Raw genomic sequence first — 16,237 nt, forward strand, 5'->3', positions numbered from 1 at the left:
GGTGAAAGATGGACTACACCAGCAGTAATGCGTTCGCAACAGACGTCGGTACCGGCCAGCGACTGCACCAGCAGTCGGCAGCCGTTACCACCGCCGTCACCGATCAGGACATGAACGGCCTGATCTGGGAGATTCTGGCAGTAATCAAGGCTGCAGGCTTGGCTCCGCAAGCTTTCGACAAGACGGTTGTGGCGAGCTATACCCAACTGCTTCAAGCGATCCGGTCGTTTCAAGGCAGTTTTTCAGACCTGGTATCCATCACAGGGTCTGTCACATTGACCGCATCCGCCACCGGGAAAACACACCTATTGGGTGGTTCTGGTTCATACACAGTCACTCTGCCACTCGCTGCGAGTGTGCCTGTGGGGTCCGTACTCTCGTTTGCTGCAAGCACAGGCAGCGTTTCCGTAACGCGCCAAGGCTCGAATCAGATCTTCCCGAATTCCAGTGGTACCAACACCGTTGTATTGAATAACGGTGACAACTTGACTTTGGTATCTAGTGGTTCGGCATGGATCGCGACGGGTGGCACGGCTGTTCTTGGTAATGCATTGCAGAGTTTCGGAAACTCGCTGGGAGCAAATGGTTACCAAAGGCTCCCTACAGGTTTGATTGTTCAGTGGGGTGGAGGAGTCACGGCCGGCTCAAGTGTGACAGTCACCTTCCCTGTCGCTTTCCCCAGCCAGATGCTGGCGGCGTATGCCACGTACAACGGTGCGTCGTCTGCCTTTTTCGGTACGAATTCAATCAATTCCGCGCAAATGACCGTAACAGGAAATAGCGTCAATCAAACGTTTTCTTGGTTCGCAATTGGTAAGTAAGGGAGGTTTATGTTTTTTGCAAAATCAACTGGCGGTTTCTATAGCCGCGAAGTGAGTGGCAACGAAATGCCTGCAGATGTCGTTGAAATCACTGACGAGGTTCATGCTGCGTTGCTGGACGGCCAGTCTGTAGGCAAGCGTATTGTCGTTGACGCTAATGGATTCCCATCATTGGCGGAGCCCGAGCCTATCCCGCTGCCGGTCATCATTGAAGCTACAAAAGCTCGCGTGCGTGCGGCGCGGGTCACCGTGTTTGGCACCCTGGCAGGCATCCAAAGCCAAGCCCTAGCGGATGGAGACACTGCCACTGCCAAAGCCATCAGCACCATTCAGACCGAACTCGCCGCGATTACTAGCATCGACTTGAGTGGCTGCAAGAATGGCGATGATGTCGAACGAGCCTTTGCTATGGCATGGGTCACCATCGCGGCTGGAGCCCCCGTAAAGGTTGCCAAGGCATTTAACGAGGTGCTTTCGTGATCGGGGCGTATCTCTACAGCAGCGCGCAGGTATTGGGCTTAGTTGCCGGTTACCTCTATGTGTTCTGGCTGCTGTACGTCCTGATCATGGGCTTCTACAGGGCCTATTTGAGCAAGCGTCTAACCAAACCGGCCTTGGTGCTGGCATCACCGGCGCTATTCGTTGGAGTACTCGTAGACCTGATTGCAAACTGGACTCTGGCCACTGTGTGGTTTTTGGAATTCCCGCAGCGGCCCTTGGAGCTTGTGACTGACCGCTTGTCCAGGTACATCGGCTTGCAGGATGACTGCTGGCACAAGACACATGCGGTCTGGGTTTGCCAGAACCTGCTGGACTACTTCGACCCCCACGACAAGCACTGCGTGAGCGAGTCTTAAACCTTTTTCAACCCTGGAGAAAACTATGTCTGATGCCCAAATTGAGCAAGAAATCCAAGCCAAAGGCCTGACGGCCGCCCGTGTCACGCCTTCGGCCATCGAAGCGAATATCGCCAGCGAGTTCTATTTCACAGCGACTGAGGGTGTTTTGGGCGCTTCTGAGATGGGTACTGCGCCTGCAGGCCGTGCCAAGTCGCTGGACCTTTTGACCTTCTGTGTTTTGGTACTGCAAAACGGCTTCATCGTGACTGGCGAATCTGCCTGCGCCAGTCCTGAAAACTTCGACGCAGAGATCGGTCGCAAGATTGCTCGCCAGAACGCAGTTCAGAAGATTTGGGCCTTGATGGGCTACGAGCTGCGCTCTAAGCTGGCCCGCCTGGCAGAACCACTTGTGACCGACGACATGGTGAACCGGTTCCTGCAGTGGCCTGTGCCTGCAAGCGTCCATCCAGACGGAACGCCAGGGCAGCCTGGTCGCATTGGCACCAACCTGTTGGATGCCCCCACAGCCCGTCAGATGTTGGAGCAAGTTCTCTCCGGCACATAAAAACAGGGCGAGGGCTTGCAGTGCGTCAACACTACAAGCCCCCGCCTCCGCCGTGAATAAGCACGGCATCGACCGAAGACCCTGCCACCTAGCTAGGCCGGGTCATTATCCAAGATGCCATCCCATGGAAATTGTTCGTTGTGGCCGGTGCCAAAGAAAGTTGGCCGAAGCCCAGTACCTGAGACTTGAAATCAAATGTCCCCGCTGCGGGACTATGAACATCCTGAGGGCCGAGCGCCCCACACCTGAGCGCCCTGGAGCGTCAAACGTTGAAAGCAACTATGACCAAGACCAAAAGCGCCAGGACGCCCCTTAACATATCGACGGCAACGCAGGCAGCACCATTGGTGCCCTGGGTGGGCGGCAAGCGCCGCTTGGCCCAGCACATCCTGCCCCTGTTTCCCCAGCATGACTGCTACGTGGAGGCATTCTGCGGTGCTGCTGCTCTGTTCTTCCTAAAGGAACCTGCCAAGGTGGAGGTGCTGAACGATGTCCATGGCGACCTGGTGAGGCTCTATCGGGTTGTGCAGAACCACCTCGAGGAGTTCGTCCGCCAATTCAAATGGTCGCTGGCAAGCCGGGAGATGTACGGCTGGCTCCAGGACACCCCACCCGAGACTTTGACCGACATACAACGGGCGGCCCGGTTCTTCTACCTGCAGAAGTTGGGCTTTGGTGGCAAGGTAGACGGACAGACCTTTGGCGTGGCCACTACGGCAAAGTCCCGGCTCAACCTCTTGCGCCTTGAGGAGGATTTGAGCCTGGCGCACCTTCGGCTCCACCAGGTGACCATAGAGCACATGGACTGGGCGGCCTGTGTCGAGCGCTATGACCGCCCCCACACGCTGTTCTACCTAGACCCGCCTTACTACGGCACTGAAGGCTATGGCGTGGGCTTTGAGCTGGAACAGTACGACCGCATGGCGGAGCTGCTGCGCACTATGAAAGGAAAGGCGCTGGTCAGCGTGAACGATATCCCGCAAATGCGCTTGGCCTTCAACGGCCTCGCCATGCAGCGGTTGTCCATCAACTACACCGTGGGTGCGTCTGGGCGCGGCCGGGAGCCCAAGGGAGAGCTGCTGATCGCCAACTTCGATATCTGACCCTATGATGGAGCCTTGGCAACTGCGTCATAAATAGATGGGTAGACGCCCCAAACGAAGAAACCGCCCTCGGGCGGTTTTCTTTTTAACTTCAAAGGTGCTTTGATGCCAATTTAATGCTGGTTCAAAGATGCGTCTGAAGAGGTTGAACATGCTGGATCAAATCAAACGTCTGCCCGGATCAAACCAAACGTCGCGCTACTGTTCATTGCAAAGGGCGCTATGCAGGCAGCCTTTGCGAGATTGGTATTGCAATGGGAAAACTAGCCTTTGGCACTGCAAAAGCTCATCTTGGATATGGTTTAGTGATCGGAAGCCTTGGCACCTTTATGCTTGCGGCAGCATGGTTGGCAATTACACAAGCAAAGTATTTATTGGTTGACTCGGAACACAAAGGATAAATTTGGGTGTAAGCCCAGTGTTCAAAAAAGTGCAGAGGTTCACTTGCCGCCAATTTGGCGTTGCTTCGCTCAAGGATGGCCACTGTAAAAAAGAGCGCAAGGTTCTTCCGACGCTCTTTTTTATAAGCAAGGTGAGACCTGTCTACAACACTTCAAACACACCTGCAGCGCCCATGCCGCCGCCGATGCACATGGTCACGCAGACCTTTTTGGCACTACGGCGTTTGCCTTCGATTAGAGCGTGGCCGGTCAGGCGTTGGCCGCTCATGCCGAAGGGGTGCCCCACGGCAATGGCGCCGCCGTTCACGTTGAGTTTGTCGGCCGGGATGCCCAGCTTGTCGCGGCAGTAGAGCACTTGCACGGCGAACGCTTCGTTCAGTTCCCACAAGTCGATGTCGTTCATGGTCAAGCCCAGGCGCTTCAAGACCTTGGGGATGGCAAACACAGGGCCGATGCCCATTTCGTCCGGCTCGCAACCGGCCACAGCAAAGCCCAGGAAGCGGCCCAGAGGCTTGAGGCCTTTCTGCTCGGCCAACTTTTCGTGCATGACCACGGTGGCGCCTGCGCCGTCGGAGAGCTGGCTGGCGTTACCGGCTGACACCAGGCCACCCGGCAATGCGGAGCGCAAGTCCTTGATGCCTTCGTAGGTGGTGCCGGCGCGTATGCCTTCGTCATCGCTTACGGTGACTTGCTTGGTCATCAGGCCCATGACCTTGTCGGCCACGCCCATGGTGACAGTGATGGGCGCGATTTCATCCTTGAACAGGCCCTTTTCCAGCGCAGCGCTGGCTTTCTGCTGGCTGGAAGCGCCGTATTCGTCCATGGCTTCGCGGCCGATGTTGTATCGCTTGGCGACCTGCTCGGCAGTTTGCAGCATGGCCCAGTAGACCTCCGGCTTGTTCTTGGCCAACCAAGGGTCTTGCAACATGTGCATGTTCATTTCCTGCCCGGTGCAGGAGATCGCCTCCACGCCACCGGCCACATACACATCGCCCTCGCCGGCGATCACGCGCTGGGCAGCGGTGGCAATGGTTTGCAGGCCGGAGGAGCAAAAGCGGTTGATGGTCATGCCTGACACAGTGACCGGACAGCCGGCACGCAGGGCGATCTGGCGGGCAATGTTGGCGCCGGTCGCGCCCTCAGGCGTGCCACAGCCCATGATGACGTCGTCCACCTCGCCGGCCTCAATGCCTGCGCGCTGGATGGCGTGCTCGACCACGTGGCCGCCCATGGTTGCGCCATGGGTCATGTTGAAAGCGCCCTTCCAGGCCTTGGTCAATGGCGTGCGTGCGGTCGAAACGATAACTGCTGATGTCATGGTGGGTCTCCTGAATGGGTTTAGTTGCGGGGCGCCTTGGCACCCTGCGTCAAAAAGCGGTGGTAAAAGCGGATCAGCTCGGCATAGTTGCTGACCGCAATGCGTTCGTTGGTGCCGTGAAAGCGCCCCAGATCTTCCGGGGATGCCCGCACCGGCGAAAACTTGAAAATGTGATCGCTGATGTCGCCGAAATGGATGGAATCGGTGCCACCCACCATGAGACCGGGCGTTACCAGTGTTCCCGGAAACACTTCGCGGATAGTGCGATTGATCAGGGCGTACTGCGCGGAATCGGTGGGCGCCACCTTGGATGCATCCACTGCACCGGGCAAAGCAAACAGCTCGAACTTGTCGGTTTTGGTGGCGTCGGCCACCAGCGCTCGGGTGCGCTCGATGATCTGTTCTTTGGTGTCGCCCGGCAGCAAGCGGAAGTTGACGGTAGCCTCGGCGTTACCGGGCAGCACGTTTTCCTTGTTGCCGGCATTCACGATGGTCAGCGCTGTGGTGGTGCGCAATACGGCGTTGGTGCTGGCGCTGGCCTCCAGTTGCTTTTGCACTACCGGACCGAACAGCCACAGATTGCTCAGTGCCACACGGGAAAAACCGCTCATCTCGGGTGCGATGGTGGCAAACATTTCACCTGCGACCCCACGGATCCCGCCGGGCAGCTGTTCATCATCGAGTCGTTTGAGGGCTGCGCTCATCATGGCGATGGCACTCGTGCCCTTGGGTGGCGGCATGGACGAGTGGCCGGGCTTGGCCCCCATCTTGAGCACTACGGACAAATAGCCCTTCTCCGCTACCCCTACCACTGCGACCGGGGTCTGGATGCCGGGCATGATGCCTTGGGTGATTAACAAGCCTTCGTCAATCACCATCTCCAGCCGGACTTTGCGCTCTTTGAGCAGTGCGGCAATTTTGGAAGCACCTCGCAGGCCGCCCACTTCTTCGTCTGCCCCGAAGGCGAAGTAGATGGTGCGCTCGGGCTGGAATCCATTGGTGACCAGCATCTCCAGCGCCTCCATCTGCGCCATGAGGTTGCCCTTGTCGTCCCAGGCGCCCCGGCCCCAGATAAAGCCGTCTTTCACCGCTCCGCTGAACGGCTCGGTAGCCCAGTCTTTCTCGGTCCCCGGAGCGATGGGCACCACGTCCTGGTGCGCCATCACCAGCATGGGTTTGGCGTCCGGATTGGTACCCTGCCAGGTGTAGAGCAGGCTGTAGTCCGCCACCACTTCGCGCTTGAGGACGGCGTGCGCCTTGGGGAAGCGGTTTTGCAGCAGGGTGTGCAGTTGCTTGAACTGGTCGGCGCTCATGTTAGCGTCGTCCCGCGAGGTGATAGTGCGCAGGCGCACCGCCTCGCCCAGGCGTTGGGCTGCGCCGGCTTCGTCCACCGGCAGCACAGGGATGGCTTCGACCGTCAGCTGCCGGGAGCCCTGGCGCCAAGTGTTGATGCACAACACCAGCGCCAGCACCACCAGCACACCGACCAGGCCCAGGGCAATTTTCTTGGCCATGGTGCAGCCGCCGTTCAGTTGAAGGTTTTGCCTTCAGCGGCCAGCTTGGCCAACAAAGGAGCGGGTTGCCAGAATTTGGCATCGTCCAGCGGGTTCTGGGCAAAGCGGTTCATGGCTTGCACCACATTGAACAGGCCGACTTCGTCGGCGTAGTTCATGGGGCCACCGCGGTGGGCAGGGAAGCCGTAGCCGAAGATGTAAACGATGTCGATATCGCTGGCCTTGGCGGCAATGCCCTCTTCCAGAATGTGGGCGGCCTCGTTGACCAGGCTGAACACCAGGCGCTGCACGATTTCTTCGTCCGAGATCTTGCGGGGTGTAATGCCTAGCGCCTTGCGGTGCTCTTCAATCATGGCCACCACTTCCGCGTTCGGGATGGCGTCGCGCTTGCCGGGCACATAGTCGTACCAGCCTGCGCCGGTTTTCTGGCCGAAACGGCCTTTTTCGCACAGCAAGTCCGCAGTCTTGCTGTATTTCATGTGCGGCTTCTCAAGATAGCGGCGCTTGCGGATGGCCCAGCCGATGTCGTTACCGGCCAGATCGCCCATGCGGAAGGGGCCCATGGCCATGCCGAATTTCTCCATGGCCTTGTCCACCTGCTCCGGGGTGCAGCCTTCATCCAGCAGGAAACCGCCCTGGCGGCCGTACTGCTCGATCATGCGGTTGCCGATGAAGCCGTCGCACACACCGGAAACCACCGCGGTCTTTTTGATCTTCTTGGCTACCGACATCACGGTAGCCATGACGTCTTTGGCGGTCTTTTCGCCACGCACCACTTCCAGCAGCTTCATCACGTTGGCAGGGCTGAAAAAATGCAGGCCCACTACGTCCTCAGGGCGTTGGGTGAAGTTGGCGATTTTGTTGACGTCCAAGGTCGAGGTGTTGGAGGCGAGGATGGCACCGGGCTTCATCACGCGGTCCAGTTCCTTGAACACGGCTTCCTTGACGCCCAGCTCTTCAAATACCGCCTCGATGACCATGTCGGTGCCGGTGAGGTCGTCGTAGCTCAAGGTGGTGCTCAGCAGGCTCATGCGCTGCTCGTACTTGTCTTGCTTGAGCTTTTTCTTGGCCACTTGAGCTTCGTAGTTCTTGCGGATGGTGGCAATGCCGCGGTCCAAAGCTTCTTGCTTCATTTCCAGCATCTTGACGGGGATGCCGGCGTTCAGGAAGTTCATGGCAATGCCGCCACCCATAGTGCCGGCACCGATCACTGCTACCGAGTTGATAGCGCGCTGCGGAGTGTCCGAGGGCACATCTGCGATTTTAGATGCTGCACGCTCCGCCAGGAACAGGTGGCGCAGGGACTTGCTCTCCGCAGTGAACATCAGGTTGATGAAGGCCTCGCGCTCGACCTGCATACCTTCGTCAAATTTCTTCTTGGTAGCGGCTTCCACCACGTCCACGCACTTGGCAGGGGCCGGGAAGTTTTTGCTCATGCCTATGACCATGTTGCGGGCAAACTGGAAGTACGCATCGCCTTGCGGGTGCTTGCACTTCAGGTCGCGCACCAGTGGCAAGGGGCGCACATCCGCCACCGAACGGGCGAATGACAGGGCTTCTTCAGCGAGGCTTTCGGGAGAAGCGGACAGCTTGTCGAAGAGCTTCTGGCCAGGCAGCATGGCGAGCATTTCGCTCTTGACGGGCTCGCCGCTGACGATCATGTTGAGTGCGGGTTCCACGCCCAGCACACGTGGCAGGCGCTGGGTACCGCCGGCACCGGGTACCAAGCCGAGTTTGACTTCGGGTAGCGCAATGCTAGTGCCGGGTGCTGCAATGCGGTAGTGGCAACCCAATGCCAATTCCAATCCACCGCCCATGGCCACCGTGTGGATGGCTGCCACCACAGGCTTAGACGAGTTCTCCAAGACCTTGATCACGCTGATCAAGTTAGGCTCTTGCAGGGCCTTGGGGCTGCCGAATTCAGTGATGTCTGCACCGCCGGAAAACGCCTTGCCGGCGCCTGTGATCACAATGGCTTTGACCGCGGTGTCAGCATTGGCCTGGGCCATGCCGTCTGCAATGCCCTGGCGGGTGGATAGCCCCAAACCGTTGACCGGCGGGTTGTTCAGGGTAATGACGGCGATATCGCCATGGACTTGGTACTGGGCGGTCATGCAGGCTCCGTGGGTGAGGTTTATCTCAAAATAGAACGGTCGTTCTTTTTTAAAGATTGTAGGGGCTTTGCCCGCTCCGCAAAGCCCCTTTGTCACAGCTGGGACAAGGGTTTTCCCTAGAGAAAATGCCTACTTTGCCCGCCCGGAAGCGACTCAGGTATTGGGCAACTTGTAGTCGCGCAATAGTTCACGCAACTTGGTCTTCTGCATCTTGCCCGTGCCCCCCAAAGGAATGGCTTCGACGAAAACCACGTCGTCCGGCACCTGCCATTTGGCGGTCTTGCCGTCGTAAAAAGCAATCAACTCATCACGGGTGACCTCACTGCCCGGCTTTTTAACCACCGCAATGATGGGACGCTCGTCCCACTTGGGGTGCTTCATGCCAATGCAGGCGGCCATGGCCACTGCAGGGTGAGCCATGGCAATGTTTTCGACATCAATGGAGCTGATCCACTCACCGCCGGACTTGATCACGTCCTTGCTCCGGTCAGTGATCTGCATGAACCCATCGGGGTCGATCGTGGCAACGTCACCGGTGGGGAACCAACCATCCACCAGCGGCGAGCCGCCCTCGCCTTTGAAGTACTCGCTGATGACCCAGGGCCCCTTGACCAGCAAGTCCCCATAGGCTTTGCCGTCCCAGGGCAACTCGGCGCCCTCGCCGTCCACAATCTTCATGTCCACGCCGTAAATGCCACGGCCTTGCTTGAGGCGGACCTTCATCTTGTCTGCGGGGTCGAGGGTCAGGTGCTTGTTCTTCAAGGTACATACCGTACCCAGCGGCGACATCTCGGTCATACCCCAGGCATGGAGCACCTCGACACCGTAGACATCATTGAAGGCGGTGATCATGGCCGGCGGGCAGGCAGAGCCACCAATCACCGTGCGCTTCAGGGTCGAGAAACGCAGGTTGCCCGCCTGCATGTGGCCCAACATCATCTGCCACACCGTGGGCACACCCGCGGCGAAGCTGACCTTCTCAGACTCAATCAACTCAAAAATGGATTTCCCGTCCATTGCCGGACCGGGGAACACCAGCTTGGCGCCAGTCATGGCAGCGGAATACGGTAGCCCCCAGGCGTTGACATGAAACATGGGTACCACAGGCAACACGGCGTCGCGTGCGCTCATGTTGAGTGCATCGGGCAACGCACCTGAGAAAGCGTGCAGGATGGTGGAGCGGTGGCTATACAGCGCAGCTTTGGGGTTGCCGGTAGTGCCGCTGGTGTAGCACATGCTGGAGGCGGAGTTCTCGTCAAACTCGGGCCAAGTGTAGGTAGAGGGCTGTTGGGCGATCCAAGCCTCGTAGCTTTGCAGACCGGGAATACCGGAGTCTGCAGGCAGCTTCTCCGCATCGCAGAGCGCAATGAAATGCTTGATGGTGGTGCAGCGGCTATGCACAGCCTGCACGATGGGCAGGAAGCTCAAGTCAAAGCACAGCACCTGGTCTTCGGCGTGGTTGGCAATCCAGACGATCTGGTCCGGGTGCAAGCGCGGGTTCAGAGTGTGCAGCACACGACCCGACCCGCTCACCCCGAAATAGAGCTCCAAGTGGCGGTATCCGTTCCAGGCCAGGGTGGCCACGCGGTCGCTGAAAGCGAGGTTCAGACCATCGAGGGCATTGGCGACCTTGCGAGAACGGGCGGCGACCTCGCGGTAATTCGTGCGGTGTATATCGCCTTCGACCCTTCGCGATACCACTTCGCCCTCGCCGTGGTGGCGCTCGGCAAAGTCAATCAAGGTGGAGATCAGCAACTGCTGGCTTTGCATCAGACCTAACATCAAGTCACCTCTATCTAAGTTTTATGGGGATCACACCAACGCTGGAAACATGCGCTTGCAACTCCGGCGACACACATAGTACTGCGCGCAAGTCCCCTTGGAGACGCTGAATTAGTCATATGCGGGACAATTCACTTATGCCCCATTTGCCACCCGCGCCAGAGCCGCTAGACCTCCCCCTTTCATGGAATAACCGCTTCGCGGGCCTCGGTGAAACGTTCTGCGCGTCCCTGCAACCCACGCCCCTGCCTGCCCCTTACTGGGTGGGCACCAGCACATCAGCTGCTCGCTGGGCAGGGCTGGATGTAAGCCTTCTGGACAACCCCGACGTGTTGCAAGCCCTTACGGGCAACCGGCTTCTCAAGGGCAGTGAGCCACTGGCCAGCGTGTACAGCGGTCATCAGTTTGGACAATGGGCCGGGCAACTGGGTGATGGCCGTGCCATCCTGTTGGGGGAACTGAATGGCTTGGAGGTGCAGCTCAAGGGCGCCGGGCTGACACCGTTTTCCCGCATGGGCGATGGCCGGGCGGTATTGCGCAGCAGCATCCGCGAGTTTTTGGCCAGCGAAGCCATGCACGGTCTGGGCATTCCTACATCCCGCGCGCTGTGCGTGACCGGGTCGGATGCTCCGGTGCGGCGCGAGACGATTGAGACTGCGGCGGTAGTCACGCGCCTGGCCCCCAGCTTCATCCGCTTCGGGCATTTTGAGCACTTCTGTCACCACGGGATGCCAGGCGAGTTGAAAATCCTGGCCGACTTTGTGATCGACCACTATTACCCTGACTGCCGCACAGACGCACGCTGGAACGGCAACCCCTACGTCTCGCTTTTGGCCGCCGTGACGGAGCGCACCGCCCACATGGTGGCGCACTGGCAAGCGGTGGGCTTTTGCCATGGGGTGATGAACACCGACAACATGAGCATTCTGGGCCTGACCATCGATTACGGCCCCTTCCAGTTCATGGATGCCTACGACCCCGGTCATATCTGCAACCACTCTGACTCGGGCGGCCGCTACGCCTTCTACAAGCAGCCGAATGTGGCCTACTGGAATCTGTTTTGCCTGGGCCAGGCCATGATGCCCTTGATTGACGAGCAGGAGCATGCGATTGCCGCACTGGAGACGTTCAAGGACATCTATCCCCGTGCATTTGCCGGGCGTATGGCCGCCAAACTGGGGTTCAGCGAAGTGCAAGAGGCGCACAAGCCGGTCATCGAGGGCATCCTGAAGCTGCTGGCCGCTGACAAAGTGGACTTCACCATCTTCTGGCGCCGCCTGAGCCACTGGGTGCGGGATGAAGCCTCGGCAGGCAATTCAGTGCGCGACCTCTTCCTGGACAGGGCCGGTTTTGATGCCTGGTTGCTATGATATTCAGAGCTGCTCGCGCATATCTCACGAGCGCCAGCAGCAGATTTGATGCTCAAATCGAACCCGAAGTATGTGCTGCGCAACCACTTGGGCGAGCAAGCTATTCAAGCGGCGCGGCAAAAAGATTTCAGCATGGTGGCTGATTTGCTGAAAGTTCTGGAGGCGCCCTACGACGAACACATGGAGTTCGATGCGTGGGCAGGCTTTCCCCCGGACTGGGCCGCGCAAATCTCCATCAGCTGCAGTTCCTGAACTTTCAGGGCTGCTGTGCAATCACCTATTGAAGGAGTTCCCATGACATTCCCCATCCAGAAAACCGACGCCGAATGGAAAGCCTTGTTGGCCGAAAAAGGTGCCGAACCGGTCGCTTACCAAGTGACGCGCCACGCTGCCACCGAGCGCCCTTTCACCGGCAAGTTTGAGGCCCACTGGGCCGATGGCAGCTACCACTGCATGTGCTGTAGTGCCAAGCTGTTTGACTCGAACACCAAGTTTGACGCCCATTGCGGCTGGCCCAGCTTTTCGCTGGCCATCCCGGGCGCCATTACCGAGATCACCGACCGCAGCCACGGCATGGTGCGGGTAGAAACGGTGTGCAGACAATGCGGCGCGCATCTGGGCCATGTGTTTCCCGACGGCCCCACCGAGACCGGTTTGCGCTATTGCATGAACTCGGCCTCGCTACACTTCACGCCAGAATGAAAACCTTACTCGACTTCATACCCATCCTCCTGTTTTTCGCAGCCTACAAGCTGCACGACTGGTTTGGCATCAGCAAAGACGAAGCCATCTACTTTGCCACCCCGGTACTGATGGCCGCCACGGTGGCCCAGATGGCGATCATTTACTGGATCGACAAAAAGCTCACCACCATGCACAAGATCACCTTGGGCATGATTCTGGTGTTCGGCACTATCACTTTGGTATTGCACGACAAGCGCTTCATCATGTGGAAGCCCACGGTGTTGTACGCGGGCATGGCCATCGCACTGGCCGTGGCCGTGTGGGGCATGAAGCACAACTTCTTGAAGTCCATGTTGGGCAGCCAGCTGGAACTGCCCGACGCCGTGTGGCACAAGCTCAACATCGCCTGGATTGCTTACACCGCTTTCATGGCGATCAGCAACGGCTATGTCGCCGCGTATTTCAGCGAAGACGCATGGGCCAATTTCAAGCTTTGGGGCTATGTGTTCCCGCTGGCCTTTCTGATCGGACAGGGGCTCTACATTTCGCCTTACTTGAAAGGCGATGACTCCAAGCAGGACCCGCCCACCCCATGAGCGCCAACGTACCCACCGCCGCCAACCTCGAGCAACGGCTGCGCGAACGTTTGCAACCTGTAACACTTCAGGTGATCGACGAAAGCTACCAGCACGCAGGCCACGTCGGGGCCAATGACAGCGGGGTTGGAACCCATTTCCGGGTGAAGATTGCTTCACCTTTATTTACCGGTGTGAGCCGCGTAGCAAGGCATCGCCTTGTGTATGATTCGTTGCAAGATTTCATTGATCAGGGCCTGCACGCCTTGGCCATTGAGGCCGAAGCCTCGCCCTCTGGCAACACTCAGATTTAAAGCATTCCTGAAGGAAACGGTATGAAGAAGTACATTTTGTCCGCCATGGCTGCAGCCAGCCTGATGGTGGTCGCCTCCTCCGCCATGGCGCAAAACGTCGCCATCGTGAACGGCAAGGCAGTTCCCAAGACACGCATCGATGCCTTGGCCCAGCAAGTGGCCCGTTCCGGCCGCCCTGTGACCCCTGAAATGCAGGGCCAGTTGCGGGAAGAAGTGATTGCCCGCGAAATCTTTGTTCAGGAAGCCCAGGCCCGCGGCTTGGACGCCAGCGACGAATACAAGAACCAGCTGGAGCTGACCAAGCAGTCCATCCTGATCCGTGAATTGTTCGGCGACTTCCAGAAGAAGAACCCCGTCACTGACGAAGAGACCAAGGCAGAGTACGACAAATTCGCGTCTGCCAACGCCGGCAAGGAATACCGCGCACGCCACATTCTGGTAGAAAAAGAAGACCAGGCCAAAGCCCTGATTGCCCAGCTCAAAAAAGGCGCCAAGTTTGAAGATCTGGCCAAAAAGAACTCCAAGGACCCGGGCTCCGGCGCCAATGGTGGTGACCTGGATTGGGCCAATGCCAGCAGCTACGTGAAAGAGTTCTCTGACGCGCTGACCGGCTTGTCCAAGGGCAAGATGACAGACGCCCCTGTCAAAACCCAGTTCGGTTACCACATCATCCGTTTGGAAGACGTGCGTGAAGCCCAGCTGCCCAAGTACGAAGACGTGAAGCCCCAGATCGCCCAACAGCTGCAGCAGCAAAAGCTGGCCAAGTTCCAGGAAGACCTGCGCGCCAAAGCCAAGGTCGAATAAGTCCGGAACTCCGGTTCACCCAATAAAGCGGCTCAGGCCGCTTTTTTGTTGCCTAAAACCCAAAGCCGGCCAGCCACAAGAGGCCCAGCATCACCGGCTGGTGAAGCAAGTAGTAGCTCAGGCTGTAGCGGCCCAAGCGGGCCAATGCCCTATGGGCTCTGGTGCAGGGCGTTTTGGGGGACAGATTGGGGGATCGGTTCAGCAGCAACTGCATGCCCGCAAATCCCAGCAACATCACGCCCAGCCAAGGGAACAAGGGCACATAGTCTTCAGTGATGGGCAAGCGAGTAATCAAACCCAGCCAATTCAGCCCGCGCGCATCAAAATCCAAGCCGAACAAGCTGCTGGCGCCCGTGGATAATGCGCGACCAGCTATCAAATGCGTAGCAATAACCAGCCCCCCGGCGCCTGCACACCACACACCCAACGGTGCCATCAGGCGCACGAGCAGCAGCATGACGGCCATGCCGTGCAGCACCCCGAAATAGATGTAGCTGCTGGGAAACATGAACCATGAGCCCAGCGATACCAGTCCGGCCGCACCCGCAATCTGCAGCCATCGCCGACCGAACTGGCGCCAGCTTTGGCCTTGGCGTTGTGCAATAGCCTGCCCTGCCCCGGCGCATAACAGGAAAAGGCTCAAGATGCAGGTGCGCTGCCAGGTCCAAAGCGGGTCGCGGTAAAAATCCTGCTGGATGACTCGGGCGTTGTTCAGGTCGAAGCAGAAATGAAAAAACGTCATCCACACCATGGCGAAACCACGGATCGCGTCCAGATTCTCAAAGCGGCGAACTGTCATGCCGACAGTCTAAACGGCAGCTCAGTGCACAACCCGGATGTCTTGCTGGCGCCTGCCCCAACGCAAGATGGTGCTTCCGAGCACAGCCAGAACCACTACCGGAAGAGCGAGTCCCCATGTGGGCTGCTGAGTCAGAACAAACGCAAAAGTGGGCGGGCCCAAGGTCGCCCCCAGATTACCCATCTGGGCGACAGCCCCGTTGGCACGCGCTTGTTGTGCCGCATCCTTGTTCAAAAACGGAATCAACGCGAAGGCCGTGCCACCCGCCAAGCCGGAGACACCCATCAGCAACAAAGCAGCTGCCGTGTAACCCCATTGGGCCGACGCTGCCAAAGCGCAAGCAAAACCCGCCAAGGCCAGCAATGGATACACCCAGCGAAGCAGGCGCATGGGGCTTTGGCGCCGCGTAAGCCAGCCCGCACCAAAGGTGCCTGCCATACCGGTAAACGGCAACGCTGCAGCGGCCCACTGTTGGCCGGGCGGCAAGGCTTGGGGCAGAAAGGTCAGCAATGCGACGGCCATGCCGGTGTAGCAAAAGAAGCACAGGCCCGGCAAGGCCGTGGACCACTGGGTGTAGATGCGCACATGGCGCGCCAAGAGACTGGTGCGCACGGGATCCGGCAACCGCGCTGCGTCTTCAGGAATTAAGCGCCAGACCCCTGCGCATGCAAGCAAGAAGAGGGCTGCATGCAAGGCAAACAGGCCTTGAACGCCATACAGCCCCAGAAAAGAGGGGCCGAAGGCGGCGCACAAGGCAAACGCGGTACCTACAAAGGTGCTCCACAAGCCCATCGCCACCGAGCGGTGTTGAGGCCCGGCTGCAGCCGCCATCAGCGTGGGGGCAGCGACCACTACGGACAGATGGGAGGCGCCCTCGAGCACACGGGTTGCAAAGAAAGCAAAAAAGGGCAAATCCAGCGCTTGAAGCGCAGCCAGAACGGCCCCCAGCGACAAACCACCCGCCAGCAGCCGCCGGTACCCGACCTTGGTAGCCAGCAAGCCCATACTGACACCCAGAGTCAGCCCCACCACCCCGACCATCGACAGTACCCACCCCATCTGTGCGGCGCTCACTCCATAGTGGGTTTGGAGGAGCTGGAAAGCGAGGGAGATTTTGGCGAACTGCAGGGCCGCCAGAATGCCACAGCCCCACAACAGGAATACGCGCGGCCAATGGGTAGTGGGTAATGTGCTCATGGGAGCGGGTGAGTGTAGCCAGCTCTCATCCATAAGC

Annotated in this window: 16 protein-coding genes and 1 pseudogene; 11 read left to right on the forward strand and 6 right to left on the reverse strand. The window is 58.7% G+C overall.

Annotated features, from left to right (window positions below):
- Window positions 1-8 precede the first annotated feature (8 nt).
- The 6 genes from AEP_RS02285 (at window position 9) to AEP_RS02310 (ending at window position 3,328) form a co-directional block, all read left to right on the forward strand.
- Window positions 9-821, forward strand: a complete 813-nt coding sequence (locus AEP_RS02285) for a gp53-like domain-containing protein (protein ID WP_087493892.1) — start codon at window positions 9-11, stop codon at window positions 819-821.
- Between the two features lie 9 nt (window positions 822-830).
- Entirely contained in the window at window positions 831-1,301 is a 471-nt protein-coding gene (locus AEP_RS02290) for a hypothetical protein (RefSeq protein WP_087493893.1), read from the forward strand.
- A complete protein-coding gene (locus AEP_RS02295; protein ID WP_087493894.1) occupies window positions 1,298-1,678 on the forward strand; it encodes a hypothetical protein in 381 nt (126 codons plus the stop codon). Before AEP_RS02290 ends, AEP_RS02295 begins: the two co-directional genes overlap by 4 nt.
- 25 nt (window positions 1,679-1,703) lie before the next feature.
- Window positions 1,704-2,225 carry a Gp49 family protein gene (locus tag AEP_RS02300; RefSeq protein WP_087493895.1) on the forward strand — a complete coding sequence of 174 codons (522 nt, stop codon included), beginning with the start codon at window positions 1,704-1,706 and terminating at the stop codon, window positions 2,223-2,225.
- Between the two features lie 124 nt (window positions 2,226-2,349).
- Window positions 2,350-2,541 carry a Com family DNA-binding transcriptional regulator gene (locus tag AEP_RS02305; protein WP_087493896.1) on the forward strand — a complete coding sequence of 64 codons (192 nt, stop codon included), beginning with the start codon at window positions 2,350-2,352 and terminating at the stop codon, window positions 2,539-2,541.
- Window positions 2,507-3,328: a DNA adenine methylase gene (locus tag AEP_RS02310; RefSeq protein ID WP_087493897.1), complete on the forward strand. Its 822-nt coding sequence runs from the start codon at window positions 2,507-2,509 to the stop codon at window positions 3,326-3,328. The genes AEP_RS02305 and AEP_RS02310 overlap by 35 nt, the downstream gene beginning before the upstream one ends.
- A gap of 543 nt (window positions 3,329-3,871) precedes the next feature.
- Here AEP_RS02310 and AEP_RS02315 read toward each other — a convergent pair.
- The 4 genes from AEP_RS02315 to AEP_RS02330 all read right to left on the reverse strand — a co-directional run bounded on the left by AEP_RS02315 (window position 3,872) and on the right by AEP_RS02330 (window position 10,457).
- Window positions 3,872-5,047 carry an acetyl-CoA C-acyltransferase gene (locus tag AEP_RS02315; protein WP_087493898.1) on the reverse strand — a complete coding sequence of 392 codons (1,176 nt, stop codon included), beginning with the start codon at window positions 5,045-5,047 and terminating at the stop codon, window positions 3,872-3,874.
- 20 nt (window positions 5,048-5,067) lie between these two features.
- Complete coding sequence (locus AEP_RS02320; protein ID WP_087493899.1) at window positions 5,068-6,561, reverse strand: M20 family peptidase; 1,494 nt, start codon at window positions 6,559-6,561, stop codon at window positions 5,068-5,070.
- Between the two features lie 14 nt (window positions 6,562-6,575).
- Complete coding sequence (locus AEP_RS02325) at window positions 6,576-8,675, reverse strand: 3-hydroxyacyl-CoA dehydrogenase NAD-binding domain-containing protein (protein ID WP_087493900.1); 2,100 nt, start codon at window positions 8,673-8,675, stop codon at window positions 6,576-6,578.
- A gap of 153 nt (window positions 8,676-8,828) precedes the next feature.
- On the reverse strand, window positions 8,829-10,457 hold the full coding sequence (locus AEP_RS02330) for a 3-(methylthio)propionyl-CoA ligase (RefSeq protein ID WP_087493901.1): 1,629 nt from the start codon (window positions 10,455-10,457) through the stop codon (window positions 8,829-8,831).
- A 137-nt stretch (window positions 10,458-10,594) separates the two neighbouring features.
- Here AEP_RS02330 and AEP_RS02335 point away from each other — a divergent pair.
- The 5 genes and pseudogenes from AEP_RS02335 (at window position 10,595) to AEP_RS02355 (ending at window position 14,204) form a co-directional block, all read left to right on the forward strand.
- Window positions 10,595-12,079: pseudogene (locus AEP_RS02335) on the forward strand (protein adenylyltransferase SelO).
- 42 nt (window positions 12,080-12,121) lie between these two features.
- The gene (gene msrB / locus AEP_RS02340; RefSeq protein WP_087493902.1) at window positions 12,122-12,529 is read left to right on the forward strand and encodes a peptide-methionine (R)-S-oxide reductase MsrB; all 408 of its coding nucleotides are present in this window, start codon (window positions 12,122-12,124) and stop codon (window positions 12,527-12,529) included.
- Entirely contained in the window at window positions 12,526-13,107 is a 582-nt protein-coding gene (locus tag AEP_RS02345; RefSeq protein WP_087493903.1) for a septation protein A, read from the forward strand. The genes msrB and AEP_RS02345 overlap by 4 nt, the downstream gene beginning before the upstream one ends.
- Complete coding sequence (locus AEP_RS02350) at window positions 13,104-13,400, forward strand: BolA family protein (protein WP_087493904.1); 297 nt, start codon at window positions 13,104-13,106, stop codon at window positions 13,398-13,400. The genes AEP_RS02345 and AEP_RS02350 overlap by 4 nt, the downstream gene beginning before the upstream one ends.
- Window positions 13,401-13,421: 21 nt before the next feature.
- Window positions 13,422-14,204 carry a foldase protein PrsA gene (locus AEP_RS02355; RefSeq protein WP_087493905.1) on the forward strand — a complete coding sequence of 261 codons (783 nt, stop codon included), beginning with the start codon at window positions 13,422-13,424 and terminating at the stop codon, window positions 14,202-14,204.
- A gap of 52 nt (window positions 14,205-14,256) precedes the next feature.
- Here AEP_RS02355 and AEP_RS02360 read toward each other — a convergent pair whose 3' ends face one another.
- Together AEP_RS02360 and AEP_RS02365 are read right to left on the reverse strand one after the other, a co-directional pair.
- Window positions 14,257-15,003, reverse strand: a complete 747-nt coding sequence (locus tag AEP_RS02360; RefSeq protein WP_087493906.1) for a DUF1624 domain-containing protein — start codon at window positions 15,001-15,003, stop codon at window positions 14,257-14,259.
- Between the two features lie 21 nt (window positions 15,004-15,024).
- Window positions 15,025-16,200: an MFS transporter gene (locus AEP_RS02365; RefSeq protein ID WP_157673013.1), complete on the reverse strand. Its 1,176-nt coding sequence runs from the start codon at window positions 16,198-16,200 to the stop codon at window positions 15,025-15,027.
- Window positions 16,201-16,237: the final 37 nt, after the last annotated feature.

The organism is Curvibacter sp. AEP1-3 (assembly GCF_002163715.1).
Lineage (GTDB): Bacteria > Pseudomonadota > Gammaproteobacteria > Burkholderiales > Burkholderiaceae_C > Allorhodoferax.